This window comes from Stygiolobus caldivivus, from assembly GCF_019704315.1.
Classification (GTDB): domain Archaea; phylum Thermoproteota; class Thermoprotei_A; order Sulfolobales; family Sulfolobaceae; genus Stygiolobus; species Stygiolobus caldivivus.
Genome location: NZ_AP024597.1, coordinates 29,338 through 54,041 on the forward strand (window position 1 = coordinate 29,338; position 24,704 = coordinate 54,041).

Consider the following 24,704-nt stretch of genomic DNA (forward strand, 5'->3'; position numbering starts at 1 on the left):
ATAGGTACTTATAAAGAGGAATATCAGTCTCCATCCCGATCTAACAGTTACACAGGTAGACACTTCCGAGCCTTATCCGGCAACTTTCCTCTATTAAAAGCTTACTTTCTTCCGGTTGTAAATTTAACTTCTCATCTATTCAAATTAAATTGAAATCAAAGATTTTTAAACTTTAGCAAGAATCGGGGCAAGGAGACCGGACTGGGCTGAACCTTGATGAACGGGTATACACCTGATCCCCCCGTCCCCTAATTTATCATTTTCTTCAGAGCTTTATGAACTTCGTTTACACTTCACGCGTGGATTAAGCTAGTTAGGCCACACTTCATAATACTTCCCTATCACGTATCGTGACCATTTTCTTCGCCTAAGCTTTGCGGGATACCGTGGAGTATACTTTGCACTGTGAAAATTGCTAAAGGTTTCGAAATAACGTTTCCTCTCGATTGTGCTTATAACAAAATTTTCCTGATTAAAGATAATTCAAAATTAATGGTTAACATTTTTAACTAGTAAAATTCGGTACCTTGTAGCGAAAAGACAAGATTTAGCCATAGGATGACATGAGTGTGTTACTTCTCCACATTTGCCCTACGAATCTGGTAATATTTTTCTCATATTATTTTGATTACTTATTCCGCAAATAGTATTATAGCCTATTTTCTCATAATCTTTAAACAAACTACTGTTTTTAATACACTTCTGATACCTATCAACAAACTCTTTCTTAATTATACTACCTTCAAACACTGCAGTAAGCATTTCCTTCCTTCTATTATGGGCAATATCAAACCCCAAACTAACCTTATCCACCTTGCCCATAACTATTAAATTCTCTTCTAAAATATCGTCTATAATGTCGTCCGGTATTAAAATTGGAGATAACGCAAGATAGTAATCATCTGATAAGTCTTTATTCAATATATCATCATCGTCCTCAACTTCAAGCTTAACAACCCTGCCTTCTCCGCCTAAATTAGCTATCGTCTCACTTAATTCGAGATTACCCTCTACAAATACCACATAATTTATGTCCTTCTTAAAAGATAAGTACCTCGCGGTATATAGGTAATGCTCTTTAACTACCTTCTTTTGCCTATCTAAACTTATTCCAATTCTATCTTGAAAATCAATTAATTCAAAAAGTTTATTCTTCTCGTAGAAAATATCATAAATCTCTTTTTCCCACCCTTCATGTTTTTCGTTCATACCATCTAAAATTTTTTTCAAACAAAATAGGATTTCTCTATTGACGAGGGCAAACAGGTTCCCCATTCTTAATGGGTAAAGGTAATTTTCATCGCCCTCTTCTATTAAAGTACCGTAAATCTTAGCGTCTCCTAATTGTTTAAGAAGAGTTGTGAGCCAATCTCCATCACTGCTTCCACTGAATTTTAGGTATCCTAAAAGCCCGGCTATTGTTGACGGCCTAGGGATTATTAAAGACTGTGCAGAAACGTGTGAGCCGGTAACTAAAGGCTCAAATTCCCCTTGAGCCCTTAACATTAATGGTTCTAAAGGTTTTATTTTAATCTTCTTTGCCATTACTCACCACCATAAATTATCCTTAAAGTATAAACCACGTTAGATATCAAATCCCCCTTAAGCCGATAACCTTCTATCCTTGTTGTAAAATACTCTGGTCTGAATAACTCCACAAGGTATTTTGCATCTTTAAGGGAGGAATTCCTCTTTATCCAATACTCTAGTAACGGCTTCGCGATCGGTAAGGGTGAAGAAGTAATTAGGCCCCTATAATTCTCGTAGTCATAAAGTAAAGAAGTAGAAATCTCCCCCTCATCTACCTTTCTCTTCAACGCTAAGATTAACTCTATGACACTCGCAATATCCTTAAAGCTGTCCTTTGAAGTAACTATAGGCCTAATTAATGACAGAGGAATTACAGATTGTAATCCTTGATATTTAAAGATTACGATGTCCTTCTTAATCCTCCCTTTATCAGTATCTATACTTATCCTCTCCTTCCCCTCTTCTAGTAGGTAATACGAATCATTAATTATTGTAGGTAGGGGATCTGCGTAATGAGAAACAATTACGGAATAACTCCTCCCTACTATTGGCAATGCTGGATAATATGTATTATTTAACCTTGTAAAACCGCCTTCCAAACACATATTACCTAATCTGTCTCCATATCCCGCAAAAGCCCTCCTACTCTCCTTAATAAAGTCTAAAACTTCGCTTATTGGAAGCATAGCAAGTAAGTCGTCTCCACCAGCATATATGACAAACCCCTTATGCTTATTAATCAGATTTATCTCCGCAATAAGCCCTCTGTTAAGTGCTGAGGAAATTGAGACGTGCCAAGCTGGAGTGACTATTATCCTTCCTTTATTAAATATCTCGTTAAAGTAATTGATGGTCGATTTTACTTCTTTATTCACTTCGTTTTCATTTATTCCTTTCCTTCCCCCTCTCTTTATTCTCTTCATTAATTCATTTAAGTAAATTTTTTCTGCACAAGGGCAACATCTCTTCTCCTTCTCCCCTTCTATACATAATAATATCGAATGAATGTACGGCTCTACACTTTCGCTGGCCGAATCCTTTAAATATCCCTTTAGCAGTTCATCTACTTCCTCTTTTTTCGCACTTATGTTAGCATAATCACCGGAATCAATAATTCCAGCCAAATAAGGAGTCAACTTACCTTCCAATAAATCGCCTAAATAATCGCTGTCAGCCCTAACTAAAGCGTAATAAGGTGATGGAAAATTAATACCGTGTTTTCTAAATAGCGAGAAATAATATCCCCTTTTCTCCTCACTAAACCAATGTTCCTCCGGGTCTATTGTGAGATCTATACCCTTGTTATAATTCTCATTAAACCACTGCCACATGGAAAGTCTACTCTCAGTAGGCGTCTCACAAACCTTCTCGTTCTTTAAATCTTCACATAGCTCGTCTTTCTTCTCTATCATTTCCTCAAAAGTCCTAATTGATGCGACATCGCTCGTTGAGGGAATCTCTATCTTAACAGCCTCAGTCAGTACTTCCTTCACAATCTCCTCAACGTCGTAAAGGCCCCCTAGTAGCAGAACCCTCATAAGTCTAGGCTCAGCACCTAAAGCCCTTTTCACTAAACACCATGGGCAGAGCCTTTCGCCGGGCGAAATCATCTTCTTTATGCACGTTAAATCATTCTCGTCTTTAGCCATCCCGAGGCCAATTAACTTGTTAAATTCCTCTTCTTTGGGCATTATGACTACTGCCGGCAAAACCCCACAAGAAGTACAGAATTCATACCCCCTCTTTGACTTCTCACCGAATTGGGGTAGCTTGCCGTCTTTTGTCAACTCAAACAGTTTTAAGTGTGACTCTGGTGTAACCTTGACCAGTTTATCCTTCTTAAACTCACTAACCAGTTGACGATACTTAGTATCGTAGACCTTCCATGCGTCTGACTTTAGTGCCGGTTTTTTGCTATTTACTTTTTCAAATATCTCATTTTTCTCTACACTTACTTGCCTTACGCGGATCTTCAGAGGAGGGATAAGTAACAGTTCTTCAGTCCTTTTTAATACGTTACAAACTAAATTCCAGAAACCATCTCCTCTCTTCTCTTGTGAATATATCCTTAGAGCCCGAATTAGCCTCTTCCACCCCTCATCATATCTTTCCTTCACCTTCGAAATGAAGTAATTATCGTCTGGAAGGGGGGAATAATGATCTCCGTCACTCTTAAACCCAGGTAAGATAAGCGTAACCCTGCCGGGAATTATGGGATACGGAGGGATCTTCAATTTCTCAAATAGGTCGTCACCATTAAATATATACTCGGTTACCAGTTGTTTAACCTCATCTATTACTTCCTTATCTATTCCTTCTTTCCTTAATTTTTCTAATAAATAGAACGCGTAAAACTGGTTAAACCTTAATGATGGGAAGAGAACTACATCCGGTCCGTATTCCTCTATGAAAGCCGTAATGACGTACCATAAAAGTGCCGAGACTAAATAGCTTGAAACCCATAAGTCTCTTACTTTCCTTCCCTTACTTATGAAGTCAGCAACGCCTACAGTATCCATACCTAGTAAATAACCTTTTCTTGTATCTTTGTTATCACCATTAAATGTCAATATCCAATTCATCATTGCAGCAGTTGCGTATAAATGGTCGAAAATGCTGTGGGTAGGGTTTCTAGTATCTGAAGGACTACTTTCATATGCAGAATCTATCCATATTAATTCATAAATAAGGTAAAACAACTGGTACCTTAAAATATCAATATTATTGATGTTTAATATCTTTTTATATTTATTTATTAAATTATCTAATTCAGGCTTATTCTTAGGGAATAAGTTACCTACATGCTTTTGAATACTTGGCAAGAAGATATTTTTTAAGAGTATGTTGCGCTCCCTAAATATACTTTTTTCCCTATATGTAATGCTCCCTAAATATCTATCTATAGAACTAGCTAGTGAATCTGCATTTTCAATATTTTCTTCAAGACTCTCCATGTTAAATAATTGCTTAGCTATAAACTTGGCTACCTTTTCATGTGCTTTTCCATTTCTAATGATTTTTTTTATTTCACTTGTTAAATTGTGTGCTTCCCCCGATATTACCCATGCCTTGTTTGGAGGATCATGGATTAAGGCTAGTAATTTTTGATTTATGAAATTATTAACTGAAATTTCGTTACTCATTTTATCGCCTCCACTTTACTTAATTCAAACAATGAATACCCAACCGAGGACCTAGCACCTAAACCTCTTATCACGACTAGCGGTAAAGTATAGCAGATTGGTTTTCCTAAATCTTCTCTTTTGTAATAAATTAAGAAGCGAAAAGTCACTTTAGGGACAATTGTTAAATGTATAATAGGTGTTGGTTCTGCATCCATTTCGGACCTCTTCTTATTATAATGAGGTGTAATAACATCTGGTACAAACACGAAATTCTCTGCCTTCACCGGGTAAGCGTCTGTAAAGTTTGCATTCCCCTCTCTTTCCTCATCACCGAAAATTTCCTCAGCCTCTTGCTCACTTAATTTATCTTCAATGTAACTCCTTACGATTCCTTTAATTTCAGAAGCCGGTATGTAAGGCAAATTCATGTAAGGATCGAAGGAAATTCCAGAGTCGAAAATCAACTTGCCCAATGACGTTGAAACCCCAATTAGAGCTTTTGTTCTAGTAGTTATTTCTACATCTACTACTGTGTATTTTAACGTCTTCAGTGTTTCTCTAAGGTTATCAAAGTACTCCTTTGCTTTTTTATCTTTTAATTTAAAGTTCTTTGAGACAAGTTCAGCTATCTCCTTCTTAAATAGGCTCTTCTTATCTTTAATGTCTTTACTTTTATTTTTGTCATCTAGGATTATAACGTTATATTTTAATAATGGATTATCAAGACTGTACGTCAGAGTATTTGAAAGAAATTCTTCAAAATTATTGTATATTATGCTAGTTAAACTTAACACCGAGAATAGATTAATATCTCCTATGCGTGTCAACTTATTTAAGATATCGAATAGATTAGGATGAATTGTCATGTTTTGCTCACACAGTCTGCTATAGTTTTAAGATCTTTACATAATGTACTATAATCAATCTTAACAGGACTATTTGTAATGTATTCAATATACGACGGAACCAATAAGTATGTTAAAAGGAAAGCCCTTCTGTTATTCATTAATATTTTAAATCTTAAAGCTGATGGTCTACGTTGCTTAGAGCCAAAAATATTATAATATTTAGTCATCCAAGAGGCTACGTCATAATTATTATATCCTAACGTTTTTAAGTAATTATCAACATTTTGTGTAGATTTAAGAATTTTTTCCTCATTTTTTCTATTCCCACAAAATAGTATTAGAAACGCTAACGGATTCTGAATAATTCGAATACATTTTCCTCCTTTTGTAACTGCTTCAACTATGGAATTAAGTATTTGAGCTATTTTATTCTTATTCGGATCAATCTCATTAGCAAATATTGTACGTTCTAGAGTATTTGGAGCGAAATAGTAATATACTGCATTGGCATCGAGATTAGCTTCGATCAACCTATGCCTCTCATCGGAAAGATGAATATCATACGTGGTTACACTACGAATTAAATCCATTAATTTTTCTTTAAGCTCTTTTCCATTTTCTACTTTCAAAATTTCCTTAACGTGGCTTTCCAGGTCACTACATACCTCATCATAGCACTTAATGTCTACTATAGATAAACTACCAAACCCCCTACTAGTTTTCCTCCCAATCCCTCCTAACAGAATATAAATTAACAGACTATATAACGTGAACTTAAGCTTAGCCTTAAAATTCTCTCGCTCGCGATTTTTATCTAGATAAATATTGAAAGCAAATTCTATTTCACACTTAATATTGAAATATTCTAAGTAATCTGTAATTAAATCGCGTAGGATTTCCTCAAGTACATCCTTGCCAGAAATCTTAGTAGCATCTATTTTAGTACTGCTAAAACCTAATAATTCAAACTTAAGTAAATTGTTTCTAAATACTAGATCCTTATTTTCGTCTATATTTATATTAGATTTAGAATAAGTAGGAATTTGAGTATTTCTAGCTTTAACAATTAGACTATCTTTATAGTCTAACGTTATTTTCCTCTTATAACCCTTTGAACGATCCCCCACCTTATCCAGTAAAAAATTCAGCACCTTATCCAGCTTTACTTCAGGAAGTTCAAACTGACTGCCTTCCTCAGTCATAACCTCTAACCTAACTGCAGACTTCCTATCCTCACTGCCAAAAACGTCTTCAAAAAGCCCATCTATAGAATCATAAGTATAAAGCTTGCCTCCCTTTGCGTAACTTGCAGTATTAAACAAGACCCTGTTCCACCACCTCCATAAACCCTTAATCTCGGTAGGCCTAACAAATTCCTCGTAGAACGTGTTTATACTATGCCTATTATATCCTCCCGTTAAGGGATAAAGGGCCTTCAGCCTAAGAGACATTAATAACTCTTCCGTTTTACCTCCCCTCAATCATAGCCTCTGCTAATCTTTTTACCGCTAACAAATACCTTTTTATTCTAGCAGAAATTATAGGGGACAACTCATACATCATGTTTATAACTTCTAACCTATTACATCTGAGCTTATCAATTAAGAATTTTCTATCCACTATATCTCTTTCGGATAAATAATATAGGATAATAAATAAGTAAGCCATATAGGATGCCTCATCACCCCTGCCTAGGTCAACGCTTGTGGGAGAAGATAACAACATAATTAACCTGTCCATTTTATCATTATCCTCAAGCCCAGCCTTAGAAACTATGTAAAAGAACGTGGGAATAAAACCGGAAGTGTAAATTTCCTCCACCATATCCCTCGCCCTGCTCCTGAACTTTCTCTTAGCCTCTTCGTTAGGCAACGAATTAATCGCTTTTTCGAAAGCCTTCAACGCTAACTCGTAATCCTCATAAGACATCCCTTGCCCACCTCAGTTCCGCTATCCCTTTCCCTATAGTCTCCTTACCTCCTAGAATGACGTATCTCAAATTCCTCAAAATACAGCTCATGAACACCGCACTCTCCTTACCCTCCTTACTTAAAAACACTGAAAAGAAAATACTCCTCATTGGTATGTACTCCTCAGACCACAAACCGCCAGTCTCTACAGTCTTAGTATTCCTATTTATCCTAATCCTCTTAACCCTAATTAAAGACCTATTAATTACCTCCCTACCTTTAGAATCTTCTAACACCAATAATGGCACATTATCGTCAGTTATATAGGGGATGTCAACGTCAAAAGTCTCTAATTCAATGTAGAAGTCTTCATTTAAAATAGCGTATTTTAAATGACTTCCTAGCGCAATATTTACCCCTTCCTTAGAAAGTATATTATCGATTATATTTTGTAAACTAAAATAGGCATTAGATAATTGAGAGGATGATTCCAAATAAGACTTAACCTTCTTTAATAGTTCGTATGTAGTAACGTAGACCCATATATGAGGTCTAGCACTATTAATCTCTACAATTCTAGAAGGAATTGCGAAAAGTACTGCGTCTAAGAAAGTACCTAGCGATGCTCCTTCGGGATTTTCATCCTCACCCAGTACTTTATAAATTACGTCTCTCTTATTCGGAAACTCTTTAAAGAGAAAGGACTTTATCGCCCCTTTCAGGCTTGAAGCATAAATAGTTGGGTAACCTAACTCATCCCTCTGAAAGGGTAGGTCTATTTCCTCCTCTACTGATAAACCTGACCCAACATGTAAGTTGGTGACAGCGTGAATAAAAAATGGTTCAAAAAAATTGTAGTAAACCATAAGGATTTCCTCAAGATCCTATGCTATAATAGTTAATCATATCGTTAAGCTTTATTTTCAAATCATTAATTGCATCGGCATCAGTAATGCCATAGAGATATTTTATTCCTTGGATTTTATGTTCGTCAATATTTAAGGAATTATATTTGGTTTTGGACACTTTTTTATTTTCCGCTATTATTAGTTTAATTGTTGCTTGTTCTTTCAAATCAACTTTAGATTTCCTTATAAAATACAGTTTATTCATTACTTCATCTTTAGAGAAAGTTATAGACATAGCTTTTTTGTCTATCTCCTCTTGTAATTTACCGGCTATGAGAATCCCTTTGACATAATCACAAGGATCTAATGTAGGAACTAATTCTAAACTATTTTCATCTATTGCGTATCCAGTAAGAACTAAAATGTTATGAATCTCTACATATTTCTTACCATTTTTATCGTTTTCCTTTATCCCAGATATGTGATCATTCCCTGTTAATTCAATTTTAATTTCTTTTCCTGTTGAACTATGATTCACAGAAAAATTTTTCTTATTATTTTCTTTATTTGATAGGTTGTAATTTACATTATTCACTAAAGGAACAAACACGTAATAGATTTCTGTCATATTTAATATACCTTCATAATTCTACTATATAAAAATTAAAGTAATGTGGTATACTGCAGTCATTAATGTATAATTAATGAACAACTATTTCCTAATGAGAATATAAAACGGATTCATGTATTATTCCATATTAAAAATCTTATAAATAACTCGATAATGCACTTTTCTATTTTCATCTAATCTCATGTTTAATCTAACTAGCTTAGTCACGGTTTTTAATGTTTATAACCAGAAATTAATTTTATCTTCTTTTTAGTATTATTTTAAGACAATTATTGATCTTTCTTTGTAGTATTATTTGAAGTGAACTTATATAATATTTTATTTAATATTTAGTATACATTTTTCCACGAAGTTATTTAAGCTTAATTTACATTTATTTCCGGCAATATTATTGGGCGCTACTGCAATTTCAAGAGTGTTTTGTCTATTTCGTCAAGAGACCGTCACGAGTGCAAATAATTGAATAAATATATGTTTAGGTATACAAGGTAATTATTCAAAATATGACGTAAACTCTCGAGAAATTTTGAATTTTTACTCCAAGTTTGCGTAATAGTTAAGGGGGATCGGAAGACTGTAGTATTATGAGACGCTGGGAGAAATATGACCCGCAGATCCCCTATAATAAGGTATCATCAAGGCATAAAACTCTTTTGAAAACATGTTAACCACGTCAAAAGTATTATCATCAATAGCAGACTTTTACATACTTAGGGTACTAATTGTAATGGTAGTATATCAATGCTCATGTGTAGGGGTGTTAAAGGATATTATTATGCTGATGTGGTAGCGAGATGGTTCCTAGGAGGAGTAATGTCTTGTAATATATTTCACTTAACTGCCTCTCTTCCTCTTTGAACACCTTGCCTATTAGCCCCTTTGAGACTAAGGTAAGCCCTTTTACCTCCCTAACAAAGTCGTTATAACTGTCTACAAAAGGGATTATCCAAGGGTCTCTGTAGAGCACCGAAAGGAGGGGGTCTCTCAGCTGTGAAAGCACGTCCTCATAAGATATTATCCATTGGCAGAAATAACCCGAGGAGCGGGCTATTCCTATCAAATACCTTATTGACTATCCCGTAACTGGAAGCCACGAGGACTAGGACCCCTTCCCTTTTCCAATTGCTTATCATACTCCAGAATACCTCGGGTAACCTCTGGAATTCATCTATTACTGCAGTACCTCCCTTGGATAGCGTTGATTTTACCTCCTTTATGACGTCGTCTATTTTCATTATATTATCGTTAAGGTCTATTGCGTTGTTTGAGTCCGCTATTAGTGCGTAAAAGTCCATTTTTAGGTTGTTTTTTATGAGCGTAGTCTTTCCGGTCTTTCTCCTCCCGTAAATTAAAGTCCAACTGTTAATGCCCCTTATCTTTTCTTCTTCTCGTCTTCTAAAATATAATCTCATAGGACTAGTCTCATCAGACTAGTTTATAAGGTTTAAGAACTCAGTTTCTTTGCGGATAGCCCATTTCGCTGGACCAGATAAAATTACATTTAATTACCAAACTTAACAAAAAAACTGTCCTAGTATCTAAGCAAGTATCGGTTTTTCCCCTTTTTCATGAATTTATACCTTAGCCCTCAGCCGATCGGGCACATCTCGGAAGTTTTCGATGTAATTTCTCCAAGAAGGGTTTCGTAAATATTAAATGCCCTGTCATAAAAATCAAGTTAGATGACGTGAGTAAAGCATGTTATTGCTAAAGGAAAACATCGCTTCACCCTTCCCCGATAAGGCTAACCCGCTCCTCTTGGTAAATCCCCAATAGTGCGGAGTTAAATCCAAATAGGGGATAAATTGTCAAGCCGATGATTAATTCCCTGTTTCCCCCCAGACGTTATTCGAGGTGACAAAAATAATGAGTAAGAAAAATAAGAACCGGAATTAGGTATTGTTACAGTGACGAGATGTAATATTTTAAAATTTCTCTCGCTTACAATATATTTCAAGGATTTACATTTTCGTAAATAATTATTTTTATATTCAAATACAAGTCTATCCAATTATTTACGTTTCGGACGTTATAACTAAAATAAATTTTATGTTAAGTTTTTTCCTCCACTCACCTCGTATCTAAAACTACGGCTAGTGCCCTAAATATACTCGCTCTTATGTTTTGTTCGGTCTTTAAGCCCGACTTCCAGCTTGGAGGGAGGTTAGGGTAACAGCCGGGCTTTGAGCCCAAGAGGAGAAACGCCCTTATCCGGTCAAATATACACGACTTATGTCTTATATAAGCGGCGTTAACGTGTAACGCTTGTATTAATGATTACAAGCAATTAATTCAGTGTGTTATATCGCTGTGCTAAGGGCCTAAATCCTCAAAGAAAATAAAGATAATGCGCTTTATGAGTATAACGCTTGTATGTCTACAATTTGTCCGTCAGATAGGTATAGTTGAATTGTGTAGGAGGTATTTAGGATTAGTCCTTGGTTCGCTATAAATGTTGCTTTTATGTTATTATAACCAACATTTAGTTGGTTAGGAGCTATATCAGTAGTCGTGTAGCTTGTTCCTGAAATACTTGCCTTTATAATTTGAGCTTTATACGGGGAATAGACGGTGAATTCTGCAATACCGTTACTATAAATCCTTCCATAACCATATTGATAGGGAACGGATTGTCGAGGTGCAGAAACTTGCTGGGGCTGAGGAGGAGGTTGTAAAGTCTGTTGGGGCTGATAATAATGCTGAGGAGGTTTGCCCAATGAAAGCTTTGGTAAAACCCGACCTACGCCTACATAAATGAGTACTGAAGATATAAGCGGAGAAACAGAGAATAAAAGTACGCCTAAACCGGCTAGGAGTATATCTCCAAAGATTTTTAAGTATACTTAAAATTGTCCTAACCTCGTTGAATCACTTATATCTCCTTTTATGTTGTAATACGTTTTGAGTGTCGCCAGCACAGTAATAATACCTGCTATGATAAATATATTGTAATCTCGGCTACCTTTACCCGGGCTGCAAAAAAGCGAGTATTGAAGCGTAAAAAGATGACAAAAAATAAGGCTGAACCGGATCTATTTCCCCTCCTTTTCAATATATCAAAGATCATCAGATATAATCTACGAAAACTTGTTGGAGGTACATAGAAGTAAATGGATTACATGGAGCGAGGAGTTTAGATTCACTATTGCAAGAGTTGCAACGAGTGTAGTGATAGTGCCGTTATTAAGCTACAGATTCTGAGATTAACCTTCTTTCTGATAAGACCGGTGCACGGAATGCTCCACCACGTCTGTGCACACGTTAACAGCCCCCCTTAGTAAGCCCATCTCTCGGTGACTTGCTGCGGTTAACAAGTAAGACTCGTTACAGTTTTTAACCGAAAGTAAACGTTATAGTCATTACTAACCTACAGTCTTCTGACGAGCGGACCTCACGTAAAGTGCCCTCACCCCATCGCTCGCAGAGTAATTAGGTAAAAGCCCAGGGGCTCATTTACACGTGACTTGTAAAATGCCCTTGAGTTTCTGTACAAGTAAGTCCATGACCTGCAACTGTTGCGACTTAACCTTGACCGAGCCTTAGCCAGCAGCCTTCTCCTGCCTATCATAACGCTTTACCTAAGTGAAAACGGTACCCAAAGGCACGTTAAGTACCTCAGAATTACCATCATCCGGTTAGCATCGCCTTTAAAGCCTACTCCCTCCACTCCTTAGAGCAGTGACAAATCGCGTTTACAAGAAAGTACTTGCCGCAGTCCCTATACGGAAACTTCTGCATACCCTATGACACTACGTCATGGTTACAATGACGCTGACGTGTTACATCGTCCTGGTTACCGTCCCTACTAATAAGCAGAACTCCTTATACAAACATAAATGGCTTAGCAACGACACCATCACCGCACTCAAAAGGTCACTGCACGCCCTCGACCCCTAACGTAAAATCTAACTGACCGAAAACTTTTAGTTATTACTGAACCTAAATTAGCCGTGATGGACGTTACAGTAGGTCTACCGACGTACAAAAATAACGGCACCACTATCGGTCTACTGCTAAATGCACTAACAGTGCAGACTTATAAGAAGTTCTCAGTGTTAATAGTCTATAAACCTTCGGAAGGGGACAAGACCGAAGAGGTAGTGAGGAAATACTCAGGACAGCTAGATATAGAAATAGTCCACCAGACGGAGGGGTACTTCGATGAGGCTTTAAACTTACTCTACTCAAGAGCTAACGGGGATATTTTAATAACTACCGATGACGACGCAGTCCCGTCCCCAAGCTGGGTAGAGGACCACGTAAGGTTGCATGAAAAATACCCTGAAGTAGGTCTCCTCGGCCCAATAATGAGTTCACAGAGCCCGGCCAGCTTCTTTAAAAGGCTCTATAACAAGTTTATGGAACCGCCCTTAGAGCCCTCCTTTTATGAGTACTCTACCTATTACGCTAAGACCGGGATCCTTGTAGGAAACCCGAATATAGGTAAAGTCAGTACACCTTATGTAAAGTCGTTTAGCTTTATGGGGGTTAACATGAGCGTCAAGAGAGAAGTCTATAAGGACTTCAGGCTATTGCCTATGACACTTAGAGGAATAGGTAACGAACCTTTCCTAGCCTTGCACACCTTTAGGAAGGGTTATGTAAGCGCTAATTTCCACAGCTGTTGTAATATAACGCACGAAGAGAGGGATTCATTAAGCCGCCCCAAGTCAGTCAGCGGGATAAAAGAGAGGTATGCTGAGCTTATGCTTTCTGTGTATTATTTAAGTAAATTCTATAAATTAGACCTGACAAGGCTGTCCCTGGACGTTAAGACGAAACTAGCGGTGTGGAATTTGAGGAAGAAGAGCGAGCAGGAAAGAGCCATGATAGAAGGGCTAAGGGCGGGTTTAAGGATAGCACTAGAGGCAATTAAGGAAGGGAAAGACGAGAAGTGGATAAGGAGTAAGTTAACAGAACTTAACTACCAACGTCCTTAACTCATTTTGTACTAAGTCAGTGTATAAACGACTATTCTTCTATAGTTAAAACGTTAATTATATAATAATAATAAAAAATAGAAATAAACTATCTAAAATCGGTTACAATCTCGGTTAACAGTAACTATATAGCATAACCTAAGTTATTATTACAGTGAATAAAAAATCGGGTTAACGAAGGCTTAAAATTTGTAACTAGAACTCCACAGCTGTATAGGATCAGAGGTTAGAGTTAAGTTAGTGAAATACTATGAGGGTTTAAAAATAAATTATAGTATTTTTCCCCGTTATAGCGATGTAATTAATCTAAATTAGTAACTGTTAAATATACGACTAAGCTCTAGAAGTTAACGGAGACAATTAGGACAAGCCTTAACATTCTATATCTTAGTCCGGTAATGGAGAAATTAATTCTGGGATTTACCGTAACGTTATCCGTTTCTCGCTAGGATTTTAAGTGAAAAGAATGAAGCTGTGAAGGTCATACCACGACTTGACGTGGTCATCTTAAGTCGTTAAAGCCCCCTAATTATAATTACACCGCTATGTAGCGACTCAACTGAAAGCTTATTATAACTTTTAATGACCTTTTTCTCGATTGTAGGCTGAACTTTTTAACTATAATAAATACCCTTGTTATAGTTTTATAATCTTTTACAATCTACGTGTATATTATTAATTTACTTATAAATAAAATTATTTTTATTAAATTAATAGAAAGTTATATTATCTAAGGATATAATAAATAAAAATTATTTAACTTTATTAATATACAATTTTACACTTTAGTTTATCTCCTTCAACGCGTTCCCGAAATTTTCTACTGTTCTTTCCCATGTGAACTTTTTTGCAGTGTTTAAACCGTTTTCAATCAGCGTTTCCCTCAACTTATCACACTGTAACAATTTTAGCAGATTATCAGATAAAGACTTAACATCGCCGGGCTGTGAAATCAAGGCGTTAAACCCGTCTACAGCGTAATCACTGGAACCCTTATTATCGGTCATGACTACCGGAGTACCGCACGCCATAGCTTCCAAAGGGGGTAAACCGAAACTTTCAGCATAAGAGGTGTAAAGGAAGGCGTTTGAGGAAGAATAGAGCTCAGCTAAGACCTCATCCGATACATTAGAAAAGACCGAATGCTCGAAATCAAGGCCTATAGTTTTAGCATAGTGTCTAACCAGGCTTTTCCCTCCTACGATAACCGCGTGGATAGGGATTTTTTTATTAACATTTTTCAGGACTTTCAAGGCGATCTCATCGCCCTTAAACTTAGTCCCCCTCAATATTACCATTACCTTCTCTTTCCCCTCGCTTTTACCGTCAGCCCTCTTAGGCTTAAAAACGTTTAAATTGACGCCGGGGTGAGCGAGCGTGACTTTTGCTGTCGGGTTATTTTCAAGGATGATTTGCTTGGCATATGAGGACACCGTCACAAAGGAAAAAGGTAGCCTCAATGAAAGGAAAAACACGTTTAAACCGAGCCTCCCATCATATTCTTTAACCAGCTCAGGAAAATCTTGCACAAGGTAAAACGGGTTCTTATTCTGTGAGAACCAGACTGAAAAAGCGGTTAAATAATACGTTGCGATTGTTACGTCAGCGTCAAAATTCCTGATTAATCCTGCTAATTCGACTATAGAATCTGGTCTCACTCCAAGTGCAGATGATATTAGCAGAAATGTGTCATAAGGGCTTCCCCTAGCGCTTCTCAAGGTTAGATATCTATAAATTTTATACAGATTATAAGTAAGGACACTGAATTTGTTTAGTTTTAAAGGTTTATAAATAACTTCTGCTTTCAAATTCCTGAACCAAGTATGATCTCCGTATAAAGAAACTATCTTTACATCATGACCCTTATCCGCTAATCCGTTAGCTACTTCAAAGATATACCTAACTCCGCCCGACACTTTCGTTCTGACCAACGCGAATAAAATTTTCATATTTGGTACTGTAAATAAAAAATTATTAATTGCTTATATATTATACTTATAAATATTAATTAGTGTAACATCAGTTTATAACAGAAGAGAACTCCTTAAAAATGCGAGAGTGGACACAGTGTCGTTATTAAGCTATTTATATTTCTATGAATTTTTATCACATAGTAATATGTATGTTAGTTCAATATTTATACTCCTTATAAAGAAAGATCATTTAATAAATTTATATGGAGGTGACGACACTATCAAAAGGAGCTTAATATATGAAAAGATAAAAACAGGAATAAAAATCAAGAACTAAAAACTGATCCTAGTAATATGAGTAAGATAAACTTGATACTGACTAACTAAATTCATGACAAGCTCTATTATAATAACAATAAGAATAGAAATTAGCAAAAATCCGACTATTATACGAATTATATTATTATTAATACTCTTAAGTATCGATAATGCACTCTCTTTCGCATTAGCGGATCAGAATATGGTTACGCGTGGAATTACGCAACAGTAAAGGGGAAAATACTAGCATTCACACGCATAGAAAATGACAAGAGTAGAGATAGTAAAAACTTGACAGAACAAATACTAGAACTTGGATCGGAGATAGAACTAGTAGTACTAGATGCAGGCTTTTACTCAGTAGACGTAATTAACAACTTCTCAACTTCATTACCCGTGGAAAACATTGCAATTTTGATGGAGAATATGCTGTAAAATCGAGGGGTAAGAAGGCAACATTCAGGCTAATAGTACATTATGGTAGGGAAAAGAAATACTTTGCAAAGGGAACAGACTTAAACGTGAATAGGTGGTATAATAAGGTTAGGACACCAACAGAGATATCATACAAGATAATTTAAATTATTCCTCATCTTTACCTCATCAAGAAATTCCGATTATTCATCCTAACAATGCTAATATACACATTATACTTAATTCCTCAATGGGACAACGAGTAAAGAAGACTTCAGCTTACTATTAATTATCTTGTTATTACAAGAAAGTATCACTTTACGAGAATATTTAGTTAAACTATTATTTTATCCAATTTTTAACTCCCTTGAATTATTTTCGGGGTAATGAAGTTGTGGGTCTAAGATAAGATTTAATAAATTTTATTGTGTGTCTTCATTTAGTTTTTATGAGGGTCACTAATGGTTTTTTGTATAATATCGAGGGCTTATTTTACACAATTTTTACTAACATTCATGTCATTACCGAAAATCTTAAAGAGTAACTTTTTTTAAAACAACTATTATTAGGGAACAAAAATGGTTGAAATAATAGATCATACAAAGGTAATAGAGGAAAATCCCGATAAACCCCCTAAGCCACCGGGTGAAGTACAAATCTTGGAGAAAAGGCATGGAAGCCTAGATGAGATACCAGTAGGATATGTAAAAACGCCATATGGTGAAGGGTATGAAATAGATATCGATGTAGGCAATGGAGTACACTATGTAGTTGTGTCACACTTATCAAAAAACGGCTTAATTATAAACGTAGAAAATTTGCCAATGTACTTAATAAAGGGGACTACTTAGAATTGGATATGAAAGCAATAGAGATGACTCATGGGGCTAAATCCATTATTAAAGTGTTAGGTGGCGGATATAGAATCCCTAGATCAAAAATGACTATAGAAGAACCAGCAGACAAAATGAAAAGGGAAGGGTCAAGCTTTGTAAAAATAGAAAGATAGGGTGATATTATGCCTGAGACGAGTGAATTAGCCTTGGAGTTCTGCACAGAAGTTCAATGCAATGGACAACCCTGTAAGATAATTACCGACTCTATAACGTGCGGTGAGGAATGCGTTGCTGAAGCAGCAGACGCATGTGAAATATTCTGCTAGGGGATAAATCGTGTCCCTTTTCCCTATCTTATTTTACACAATTTTGCCTACAATATTTCTCATAGCTATAATTATCATTGTGTATTCGGGGAAAATTCAGCCTAATTTGAAAATAGGTATACCTATATTAGCGGTCGGTGTAGCACTTATAGTAGTTGGGATACTTATTGGAAATCCACCTCTATATATTATAGGTTTTTTAATTTTCGTAATTTCCTTGATTTTTATACCAAGGAGGCACAGGTGGTAATAGGTGTTGGGCCTTTATGACGTCAGTTCGGGCTACGGTAAAAAGTTAGTCCTACAAGACATTTCGTTTGAAATTAAGGAAAGTGGAGTTTATATTGTTTTAGGTAGGAACGGCGCGGGCAAGACAACTTTACTAAGGACTATTGCGGGAATCCTTAAGCCCTTAAAAGGAAAAATTGTAAAGGAAGGGTCGATAGCTTACCTCTCTCATTCCTTAGCATTACCTAACGAGATGACGGTAAGGGAGGCGTTAGAGTTCTTTTCTGGCATTTTAGGTGGGGATGTTAATAACGTGGTCGAGAAATTTGACCTAAAGGGCTTACTGGACAAGAGGATTACTGATTTATCTCAAGGACAGAAGAAGAGAGTTTCAGTTGCAAAGACCTTCTTAAAGGATCACGATATTTACCTCTTTGATGAACCTACCGAGAATCTAGACCCTATTACCGCGTCAAGGATAAGGGAGGAGATAGTTTCACTATCTAAGTCAAAAATCGTAATTTACACTTCTCACAACCTCTACGAAGCTAGGGACATCGGGAAGTACGTCTTAGTGATAGATGGAGGGAGGCTTAAGTTATTTAAGCCGATAAGCGAGATTAGGCTCAAGGAGTATAAGATAGGGATAAGGGCTTCGCAAGACCTCTCTAAAATACTGGACGGGGAGTACCAAGGCGAGTACTTTGTTATCACAGTTGACGACCCTTCAAAAGTTAACCAAATAATACAAGAGTTATTAAGTAGGAATATACAGATTTATGAGGTTAAAGAAATGAAGAACCCTCTGGAGGATCTGTTAAAATGATTTACACGACTTTCATAAGAAGGATGGTTAACAGAAGTAGGGCAATAACCGTATACTTTTTAGTATTATCAATAACTGCCTTGTTTCTTGATTTATATGACATATTCAAAATAAGAGTAATGAGTCCTATAATACTCTCGAGTTTTTTAGTATCCCCTTCGTTATTCGGTATAATGTTCTCTTCTTTAGCGGTAGGGCTATTCACAGACGATAGACAGAACGGGCTTCTTGAGTTTTTAGTAGCGGAGGGATTTAAACCAGAAAAGATTTTCTATATCTATGCAGTGTCTTACTTATTAGTATCAGTGCCAATAGATGCTTTAATATCTTACATTTTAGGAGTTTTCGTACACAACATGGCGTATTTCGTCATATTACTGACTAACAGTATAGGAATATCGTGGATTATTGTACCAGTTTCAATGTATTTTGCCTACCTACAGAGAGTTTCTGGCAGTTCTAGGTCACCCTTAGGAACGTATATCGGTGTAGGGTTATTATTTATACTCATATACTCGTCGACAACAGTGACTTCAGAAACAGAGATAGAGGAGATACTATTATACTCTGGAATAGTGTTCCTTATAGTAGCGGTACTATTAACCATCTTAATAGGAAAGAATTTTAGTTCAGAAAAATTGATATCTTAAGCTAAGTTATTTGATCCAGTAATTTCTAAATGCAAGTAATTACTAAAATATTATCCAAACCAATGATAATGAAGAAACTAAATTCCGGTAGCTTTTATCGGATAGCACTTTACGGTTTTCTCTTCCTTCTGAACAGTTTTTTGATACCACCTGCTACACGGTAGATACTTTTTATGAGCTTGGACGACCTCCTTGTTCCGAGGTCCAGACCCGTGGAGTACTTGAACTACCGGACCATAAGGAGGGAGAGGGCCTTCAGGGCCACTAAGCCCGTGTCCCTACCCGGGTTAGGGAGGGATCCCTCCCTACCCCAACGATTTAGGCCCCCTTATGAGGGCTCCAATGTCCCAACGGTCCCCCCACGTCGTGGTGACGTCCTCGGGTGTGTCGTGCAGGTCGGTCGAGGAGGAGTACCCCCTCCCGTAACCTTTATAATCGTCTACTACCAATAACTTGATGGGAGTGCCTAGGTACTCCACTAGGTACTCCCCTTGGGGGAACTCGCCAACGGGCACGGACCTGCCACCCTCGACGACCCGCGCGTTAGACTTGAGCTCCCCCACAGTGTTTCCACGGAGAGTCCTAGAGTTCACGTACCACGAGTCGAAGACTATAGCCTTCACGTTGAAGCCTGCGAGGGAGGGTAACAACTCTAGGGAGACGTCAACCTTTATCTTGGACTCCACCTCCTCACCCCTCTCTCTTCCTCCACCTTTCTAGGTACGTAAGGGGTGGTGTTGACTACAACTCGTTGTTGGTCAAGTCCTTGACCCCTATTACAAGGGGCTGGATCGAGGCCTGGACTCCTTGTGTGCCCTGCAGTAGAAGGCTCGTGTCCCGTTCCTTGAGACCGGCATAGCTCTAGCGTAGGGCTTGTGGCCGTGGGTGTCGTCGACTATGAGGAGGACAGGGTGGTCCCCTACCAAGTGCTTCACTACCTCGGTCAAGCTTGTACTAGCTGTCTAACCCCTTCAGCACGGTCTCGTAGTCCATCCCCGTCTCTTGGGCTATCTCTATGGCGTTTCCTCCCGTGATTGCTCCCAACACTAGCCTCCTTGCGACGTCCTTTCTCACCCCAGTGAAAGACTGGGCTACCTCGTTGACTGCCTCCTCAAGTGCTTTGTAGTACTGCTCCCTTGCCTTCTCCTTGATCATACCAAAATTAATCGCCATAATTGTTAAAATGTTTTCACGGTTCGCTAACCTTGTCAGGATTTTCCGATAAAAGCTATATAATATTTTCGAAATTACCTTTGTAAAGCGGTCTTGGAGGGTCTTATACCCGGTCAGTAAATAAAGGGTAACAGTGCTGTTAATGTAAGGCCAGAAACTTTGTTAAACGAGAAAATTGACGTTGCCCTTTGGTACCTGACAAAGTATACTTAACCTAATTTACTTAACTCATTGACTTCTATCCCCGTATACATTTTTACCAACTCCTTTTTACCCAGTATGTCCTTATCAAAAGTCAAAAAGTACGGGGCCCCGATCAGTGTAGCAGATGATATCTGTAATATGTCTAACGTCTTTAACTGCAGCCTTAAAGAAAGTTCCTCACTTTTTCTCAACAGCCTGTTCCAGTCAACTTCAGTTACCCTCACGTCGGAAAACTTTAACGAGTAAAGGGCTGCAGCTTTAGCCTTAATTTCATCCTTAAGTTTCCTAGAGTAAAAAGAGTTAAGCTCTAAAACCGTTACCTCGCCGGTGACCAAATTCCTGATATCCCTTATCCTTATCGCTTTTTCATAATTAGGGTCTTCCTCCACTAGGGATAAAATAACGTTAGTATCTACATAATGTGGGTCACTCATACCTTTCTTCCCTCAAGTCGGAAGTGTCCAACTTTTTATATGGAAAACCGTTCTTAAACCATTCGTCTACCAACTTCATGACCTCTTCCTGTTCACGTATTTTTTTCTCTATTTCAACTCTTCCATATTCTATTAATAGGTTCACGGCCTCGTTTTTCGACTTGGCGATCCCGAGCTCGATCATCTTTTCAATCAGTTTGGCAATTCCTTCATTCACCTTTATAGTAATGACGACGTTTACCATAATATTATATGGGTATACCATTATAATAAGCTTTTTTCCATCAGGGACTGATGGTAGTCCCTATTACAGTTTAGAGGAAATTTCGGGTATATTGGTATGTGTTGTCCAGCTGATTTCCTCACCACCTCGTAGAGGTGAGGGTTCCTCTATGAAGCGGTTCATTGTTCCCGCCATCGGTTCGGGTTGACATCCCTCATCTGGCGTGCAGTCGGGAGGCTCAGAGGCCCCACCTGAACGGTAGACCCAAAATCGTTTTACAAAAATAATTTCTATTTGGTAATGTTTTGGTTGTGAAGTTTAAATTAAATTTCTTGTAATTCTAAGAGTTTAATAAACTATAAAAAAGTGGGGGAATTTAGAGGGTCGCTCACATGAGAGCGTCCAATGTGTAATAAATATGAATAACTAAATAAAGTAAAAAGTTATAAAACACGTTCACTTAAAATTAAATCCACTTAATTACGAAAGGGTCTTTCACAGCTTTTTTGAGAATTCACTTTATTTCCTCATTTTGTATTGTAGATTGACAATTGGAGGAACCACAGAGTTCGTATCACGGACTTAATGGAGATAACATATAACCAGTTATTCCTTCATACAATTATTCTGACCCTATGAGAATATTATAATTCGCAAAAAGAAACCTGACCCACCCGACGCTCGACTACGACTTAAAGTACTTTAAGTCCGGATTTAAGAATCGTGAGCTCTCTTTCGTCCCAAGGGAAAATTTTTACTACCGTCCTACGTATAATAGACAATTATGTCTACAGTTATTAGTGTGAGAATAAAAAAGGAGATAAAAGAGGAATTAGAAAAGCACGGAATCGATATTGACCAAGAGGTTAGGAAATTCTTAGAGGAATTGTACTTAAAAGTTAAGGCTAAGGAATACGTTAACTCGTGGATTGAGTTGCTTAAAGGTGTAAAACCCAGCGAAGAAGGGTTCTCTGAGAGGTCGGTGAGGGAGGACCGTGAAAGCCATTGATTCGTCGACACTAGTTAAGTTTTTCTCTAAAGAGAAAGGGTGGGAAAAAGTAGCTGAAATAATCCCTGAAGGTGTAGTAACGTTAGACCTAAGCTATTAAAGAAATTGCTAACGCACTATGAAAAAAGTGATAAGGGGAGAAATGGGTGAGAGCGTAGCGACAAGAATTTTATCTGATTTGCTCAAGAAGGGAGCAATAATTACAGTAAATCAAGATGAATATCTAGTTGAAGCATTTAAAATCGCTACTAAATTACTGTTTATGACGCCTTATTTATAGCCTTAGCTAAACCCATGAAAACTGGGTTAATAACTCCTGACGAGAAACAGTATGACGCGTCTCTGAAAGAAGGGACAAAATCGCGGTTTATTTAAAGAGTTAACAAAGAATTTAAACACTCTTAGTCATTAGTGTTTGCACTTCTTGTTTAGATAACAGTTCCTTGGTTTGAGCCCAATAGGATTTAACGTGTAACGAAATATTTCGCTCTTTTCTTGTATAGATTGCTAGTCATTATTCTCATTAATATTAATTCTAACTAAGTCCTGGACGTTGTTAAGCAGTTCAAGCAAGTCCCCAAAGTTATTTTTTAAAAATTCTATAATTTGGTTTATAAGGTTTAACGTGTCTCTGTCCTGACCTAACAGTTTGTACCCCAATGATTCGTAGTTTGACGAATCAAATACGGTTTCTAAAATCTTAAATAAATCACCCCGTTCAGATCTAAGCTCATTAAATGCCTCTTTTATCAAGATCGTTAATCTACCGTGTTCACTTACATCTTCGTTCAGATCATTTAAAAAAGAAAGAATTCTCCTCTCATCATGACCAATTTTCTTGAAGATTTCCGGGAGATCCGTTATTTTTATGGTTTGTTTCTCGTCATCTTCATTCAGCCGATTTAAATAGAACGATATAAACATTCTGAGATAACTCGTTTTTAGATTGCTATTTGATAACGATTTGGTTATCAATAGACCTTGGACTAACGATAATAAGCCTGTAATTATAGTCATGTAGGCTTTTGAAGCTTTTTCAATTGACTGGTGAAGAAAATATATCGAAAAAAATAGCTTCGAATCACAATCAATAGGTAACTGATCGGTACTGGAGTCGAGGAAATAAACTGCCAGCTTTAAATCATCATTCGAATAGTCAAGTAAAGATTTGCTGTAATTATAGACACTGTTCCAGTCCAGCTTAAATACACCCTAAAGTCCTCTTACCCACATCTATAGCCTTCTTAATTTCATCGGCGGTAAGATGCGGCTTATAAAATCCCACGTTTACTAAAGCATCGTTATCGCATAGCCAACCTTTTAATACAAGGTAACTCAATGCTTCTAATTCTCCCGGGGTCAGTTCAACTACTATCTTCATCTTTTCCGCTACTTCACGTTCTTTGTCGGTGAGTTCGTGAGTAGTCTTTAGTTCCTTAACGATATCGGCGTTACTATAATAATCCATAGCTAGACCCGGAGAATACGGCCCCCTAAGATACTCACTAAAACTGTAACCCAAATTAAGACCCAGCTTTTCCATAATAAATACGTATTTCTGTAATCTGAGCCTGTCCTCAAACGAGTTCTTCGCGTCCAGTTTGAGGTCTGGTTTAGCATATTTCAGGATTGCCAGAACAACGTCTATACGACCCATGACCCCTCCCCTCATTACCTCTATAATACATAAATATTATGTTATATTAGTGTTTTACGTGTTAATTAAATTTTTTCGGAGTACGGCAGTAAAAGAACGACTACGTTTCCCTACATCGGTAAATTATCTTTGTCGAGAATAGTCTAGTTACAGAGGAGGCTGGTGATAATGCCCGAATTTTTTAAAAATACTCAAAGTCTTATTTCATTCAATCTTGATTATTATATTTATTGTATTTTAGAAAAATTATTCAAATTATATGATAGATTTCCTATGCCCTAAAGTTTAGGGCATTCTACTTCTTCAAGGAACTCCTTTACATTTTATACTGTCGTAAGTAGGGACTTTCTTCACATGTAGACACGGGAAATCTAATGTAGCATTATCACAATACATTGAGACCTTAAGAATATTAACTCTATTCAACTTGATCCTTGGTTCGACAAATTGCATATCAAGACCCAGATCTTATTACAGAGAAATTTTCCCTGTCAGTCTTAACTATAAATACAAGATCCGTTAGCATCACGTATATTGTAAGCATATACACTCTACTGCCGTATCTGTATCAATTATTTTAAATCTCTCCTCATTTTACTCTAATATGTAAAGTAGTATCATTGTTCTTAGTGGCAAACTGTCGAAATAGACGCGTAACTTT

General features: G+C 37.1%; 25 protein-coding genes and 1 pseudogene. 9 read left to right on the forward strand and 17 right to left on the reverse strand.

Translation table 11 applies throughout. The features are described from left to right. Positions 1-591 precede the first annotated feature (591 nt). From cmr3 to KN1_RS00190, 10 genes are all read right to left on the reverse strand, one after another. Positions 592-1,545: a type III-B CRISPR module-associated protein Cmr3 gene (cmr3, locus tag KN1_RS00145; RefSeq protein ID WP_221288596.1), complete on the reverse strand. Its 954-nt coding sequence runs from the start codon at positions 1,543-1,545 to the stop codon at positions 592-594. Further along, the gene (gene cas10, locus KN1_RS00150) at positions 1,545-4,673 is read right to left on the reverse strand and encodes a type III-B CRISPR-associated protein Cas10/Cmr2 (RefSeq protein WP_221288598.1); all 3,129 of its coding nucleotides are present in this window, start codon (positions 4,671-4,673) and stop codon (positions 1,545-1,547) included. Before cas10 ends, cmr3 begins: the two co-directional genes overlap by 1 nt. Further along, positions 4,670-5,521: a type III-B CRISPR module RAMP protein Cmr6 gene (cmr6, locus tag KN1_RS00155; protein ID WP_221288599.1), complete on the reverse strand. Its 852-nt coding sequence runs from the start codon at positions 5,519-5,521 to the stop codon at positions 4,670-4,672. The genes cas10 and cmr6 overlap by 4 nt, the downstream gene beginning before the upstream one ends. Continuing rightward, the gene (gene cmr1, locus KN1_RS00160; RefSeq protein ID WP_221290399.1) at positions 5,518-6,954 is read right to left on the reverse strand and encodes a type III-B CRISPR module RAMP protein Cmr1; all 1,437 of its coding nucleotides are present in this window, start codon (positions 6,952-6,954) and stop codon (positions 5,518-5,520) included. The genes cmr6 and cmr1 overlap by 4 nt, the downstream gene beginning before the upstream one ends. A gap of 16 nt (positions 6,955-6,970) precedes the next feature. Further along, positions 6,971-7,432, reverse strand: coding sequence for a type III-B CRISPR module-associated protein Cmr5 (gene cmr5, locus KN1_RS00165; RefSeq protein WP_221288602.1), 462 nt, complete (start codon positions 7,430-7,432; stop codon positions 6,971-6,973). Continuing rightward, entirely contained in the window at positions 7,422-8,279 is an 858-nt protein-coding gene (cmr4, locus tag KN1_RS00170; protein WP_221288604.1) for a type III-B CRISPR module RAMP protein Cmr4, read from the reverse strand. Before cmr4 ends, cmr5 begins: the two co-directional genes overlap by 11 nt. A gap of 10 nt (positions 8,280-8,289) precedes the next feature. Next, entirely contained in the window at positions 8,290-8,889 is a 600-nt protein-coding gene (locus tag KN1_RS00175) for a type III-B CRISPR system CMR subunit Cmr7 (RefSeq protein ID WP_221288606.1), read from the reverse strand. A gap of 763 nt (positions 8,890-9,652) precedes the next feature. After that, positions 9,653-9,892, reverse strand: a complete 240-nt coding sequence (locus tag KN1_RS00180) for a hypothetical protein (RefSeq protein ID WP_221288608.1) — start codon at positions 9,890-9,892, stop codon at positions 9,653-9,655. 4 nt (positions 9,893-9,896) lie between these two features. Continuing rightward, complete coding sequence (locus KN1_RS00185) at positions 9,897-10,304, reverse strand: AAA family ATPase (protein ID WP_225905737.1); 408 nt, start codon at positions 10,302-10,304, stop codon at positions 9,897-9,899. A gap of 942 nt (positions 10,305-11,246) precedes the next feature. Continuing rightward, a complete protein-coding gene (locus tag KN1_RS00190) occupies positions 11,247-11,723 on the reverse strand; it encodes a DUF973 family protein (protein ID WP_221290401.1) in 477 nt (158 codons plus the stop codon). A 1,122-nt stretch (positions 11,724-12,845) separates the two neighbouring features. On the opposite strand from KN1_RS00190, the gene KN1_RS00195 reads away from it, so the two are divergent. Then, positions 12,846-13,832 (forward strand): glycosyltransferase family 2 protein, encoded by a 987-nt coding sequence (locus KN1_RS00195; protein WP_225905840.1) that lies wholly within the window; start codon positions 12,846-12,848, stop codon positions 13,830-13,832. Positions 13,833-14,617: 785 nt separating this feature from the next. On the opposite strand, the gene KN1_RS00200 is transcribed toward KN1_RS00195, so the two are convergent. Further along, positions 14,618-15,781 (reverse strand): glycosyltransferase family 4 protein, encoded by a 1,164-nt coding sequence (locus KN1_RS00200; protein WP_221288612.1) that lies wholly within the window; start codon positions 15,779-15,781, stop codon positions 14,618-14,620. A gap of 573 nt (positions 15,782-16,354) precedes the next feature. Here KN1_RS00200 and KN1_RS14625 point away from each other — a divergent pair. The 6 genes from KN1_RS14625 to KN1_RS00230 all read left to right on the forward strand — a co-directional run bounded on the left by KN1_RS14625 (position 16,355) and on the right by KN1_RS00230 (position 19,343). Further along, the gene (locus KN1_RS14625) at positions 16,355-16,498 is read left to right on the forward strand and encodes a hypothetical protein (protein WP_225905738.1); all 144 of its coding nucleotides are present in this window, start codon (positions 16,355-16,357) and stop codon (positions 16,496-16,498) included. Positions 16,499-17,055: 557 nt separating this feature from the next. Then, a complete protein-coding gene (locus KN1_RS00210) occupies positions 17,056-17,328 on the forward strand; it encodes a hypothetical protein (protein WP_221288614.1) in 273 nt (90 codons plus the stop codon). Between the two features lie 8 nt (positions 17,329-17,336). Continuing rightward, positions 17,337-17,486, forward strand: coding sequence for a hypothetical protein (locus KN1_RS00215; protein ID WP_221288617.1), 150 nt, complete (start codon positions 17,337-17,339; stop codon positions 17,484-17,486). A 163-nt stretch (positions 17,487-17,649) separates the two neighbouring features. Continuing rightward, on the forward strand, positions 17,650-17,889 hold the full coding sequence (locus KN1_RS00220; RefSeq protein WP_221288618.1) for a hypothetical protein: 240 nt from the start codon (positions 17,650-17,652) through the stop codon (positions 17,887-17,889). Between the two features lie 3 nt (positions 17,890-17,892). Further along, positions 17,893-18,693 (forward strand): ATP-binding cassette domain-containing protein, encoded by an 801-nt coding sequence (locus KN1_RS00225; protein ID WP_221288619.1) that lies wholly within the window; start codon positions 17,893-17,895, stop codon positions 18,691-18,693. Beyond that, complete coding sequence (locus KN1_RS00230; protein ID WP_221288620.1) at positions 18,690-19,343, forward strand: hypothetical protein; 654 nt, start codon at positions 18,690-18,692, stop codon at positions 19,341-19,343. The genes KN1_RS00225 and KN1_RS00230 overlap by 4 nt, the downstream gene beginning before the upstream one ends. 305 nt (positions 19,344-19,648) lie before the next feature. Here KN1_RS00230 and KN1_RS15060 read toward each other — a convergent pair. The 4 genes and pseudogenes from KN1_RS15060 to KN1_RS00245 form a co-directional block, all read right to left on the reverse strand. Next, positions 19,649-20,278: pseudogene (locus tag KN1_RS15060) on the reverse strand (hypothetical protein). Between the two features lie 19 nt (positions 20,279-20,297). Beyond that, positions 20,298-20,498 (reverse strand): hypothetical protein, encoded by a 201-nt coding sequence (locus KN1_RS15065; protein WP_420857153.1) that lies wholly within the window; start codon positions 20,496-20,498, stop codon positions 20,298-20,300. A gap of 227 nt (positions 20,499-20,725) precedes the next feature. Beyond that, a complete protein-coding gene (locus KN1_RS00240) occupies positions 20,726-21,154 on the reverse strand; it encodes a type II toxin-antitoxin system VapC family toxin (protein ID WP_221288621.1) in 429 nt (142 codons plus the stop codon). Continuing rightward, a complete protein-coding gene (locus tag KN1_RS00245) occupies positions 21,147-21,398 on the reverse strand; it encodes a VapB-type antitoxin (protein ID WP_221288623.1) in 252 nt (83 codons plus the stop codon). Before KN1_RS00245 ends, KN1_RS00240 begins: the two co-directional genes overlap by 8 nt. A 763-nt stretch (positions 21,399-22,161) precedes the next feature. On the opposite strand from KN1_RS00245, the gene vapB reads away from it, so the two are divergent. After that, the gene (gene vapB / locus KN1_RS00250; RefSeq protein WP_221288624.1) at positions 22,162-22,386 is read left to right on the forward strand and encodes a type II toxin-antitoxin system VapB family antitoxin; all 225 of its coding nucleotides are present in this window, start codon (positions 22,162-22,164) and stop codon (positions 22,384-22,386) included. Between the two features lie 142 nt (positions 22,387-22,528). Next, positions 22,529-22,666 (forward strand): hypothetical protein, encoded by a 138-nt coding sequence (locus KN1_RS14630; protein ID WP_225905739.1) that lies wholly within the window; start codon positions 22,529-22,531, stop codon positions 22,664-22,666. A 227-nt stretch (positions 22,667-22,893) separates the two neighbouring features. Here KN1_RS14630 and KN1_RS00260 read toward each other — a convergent pair whose 3' ends face one another. Beyond that, the gene (locus KN1_RS00260) at positions 22,894-23,310 is read right to left on the reverse strand and encodes a hypothetical protein (protein ID WP_221288626.1); all 417 of its coding nucleotides are present in this window, start codon (positions 23,308-23,310) and stop codon (positions 22,894-22,896) included. Between the two features lie 277 nt (positions 23,311-23,587). Beyond that, complete coding sequence (locus KN1_RS00265) at positions 23,588-24,043, reverse strand: hypothetical protein (RefSeq protein WP_221288628.1); 456 nt, start codon at positions 24,041-24,043, stop codon at positions 23,588-23,590. Positions 24,044-24,704 lie beyond the last annotated feature (661 nt).

Bases quoted from the DNA above. Each gene is read 5' to 3' on its own strand.
- cmr3 (WP_221288596.1), bottom strand. From the start codon at position 1,545: ATGGCAAAGAAGATTAAAATAAAACCTTTAGAACCATTAATGTTAAGG.
- cas10 (WP_221288598.1), bottom strand. From the start codon at position 4,673: ATGAGTAACGAAATTTCAGTTAATAATTTCATAAATCAAAAATTACTA.
- cmr6 (WP_221288599.1), bottom strand. From the start codon at position 5,521: ATGACAATTCATCCTAATCTATTCGATATCTTAAATAAGTTGACACGC.
- cmr1 (WP_221290399.1), bottom strand. From the start codon at position 6,954: ATGTCTCTTAGGCTGAAGGCCCTTTATCCCTTAACGGGAGGATATAAT.
- cmr5 (WP_221288602.1), bottom strand. From the start codon at position 7,432: ATGTCTTATGAGGATTACGAGTTAGCGTTGAAGGCTTTCGAAAAAGCG.
- cmr4 (WP_221288604.1), bottom strand. From the start codon at position 8,279: ATGGTTTACTACAATTTTTTTGAACCATTTTTTATTCACGCTGTCACC.
- KN1_RS00175 (WP_221288606.1), bottom strand. From the start codon at position 8,889: ATGACAGAAATCTATTACGTGTTTGTTCCTTTAGTGAATAATGTAAAT.
- KN1_RS00185 (WP_225905737.1), bottom strand. From the start codon at position 10,304: ATGAGATTATATTTTAGAAGACGAGAAGAAGAAAAGATAAGGGGCATT.
- KN1_RS00195 (WP_225905840.1), top strand. From the start codon at position 12,846: ATGGACGTTACAGTAGGTCTACCGACGTACAAAAATAACGGCACCACT.
- KN1_RS00200 (WP_221288612.1), bottom strand. From the start codon at position 15,781: ATGAAAATTTTATTCGCGTTGGTCAGAACGAAAGTGTCGGGCGGAGTT.
- KN1_RS00210 (WP_221288614.1), top strand. From the start codon at position 17,056: ATGGTTGAAATAATAGATCATACAAAGGTAATAGAGGAAAATCCCGAT.
- KN1_RS00215 (WP_221288617.1), top strand. From the start codon at position 17,337: ATGAAAGCAATAGAGATGACTCATGGGGCTAAATCCATTATTAAAGTG.
- KN1_RS00230 (WP_221288620.1), top strand. From the start codon at position 18,690: ATGATTTACACGACTTTCATAAGAAGGATGGTTAACAGAAGTAGGGCA.
- KN1_RS15065 (WP_420857153.1), bottom strand. From the start codon at position 20,498: ATGATCAAGGAGAAGGCAAGGGAGCAGTACTACAAAGCACTTGAGGAG.
- KN1_RS00240 (WP_221288621.1), bottom strand. From the start codon at position 21,154: ATGAGTGACCCACATTATGTAGATACTAACGTTATTTTATCCCTAGTG.
- KN1_RS00245 (WP_221288623.1), bottom strand. From the start codon at position 21,398: ATGGTAAACGTCGTCATTACTATAAAGGTGAATGAAGGAATTGCCAAA.
- vapB (WP_221288624.1), top strand. From the start codon at position 22,162: ATGTCTACAGTTATTAGTGTGAGAATAAAAAAGGAGATAAAAGAGGAA.
- KN1_RS14630 (WP_225905739.1), top strand. From the start codon at position 22,529: ATGGGTGAGAGCGTAGCGACAAGAATTTTATCTGATTTGCTCAAGAAG.
- KN1_RS00260 (WP_221288626.1), bottom strand. From the start codon at position 23,310: ATGTTTATATCGTTCTATTTAAATCGGCTGAATGAAGATGACGAGAAA.
- KN1_RS00265 (WP_221288628.1), bottom strand. From the start codon at position 24,043: ATGGGTCGTATAGACGTTGTTCTGGCAATCCTGAAATATGCTAAACCA.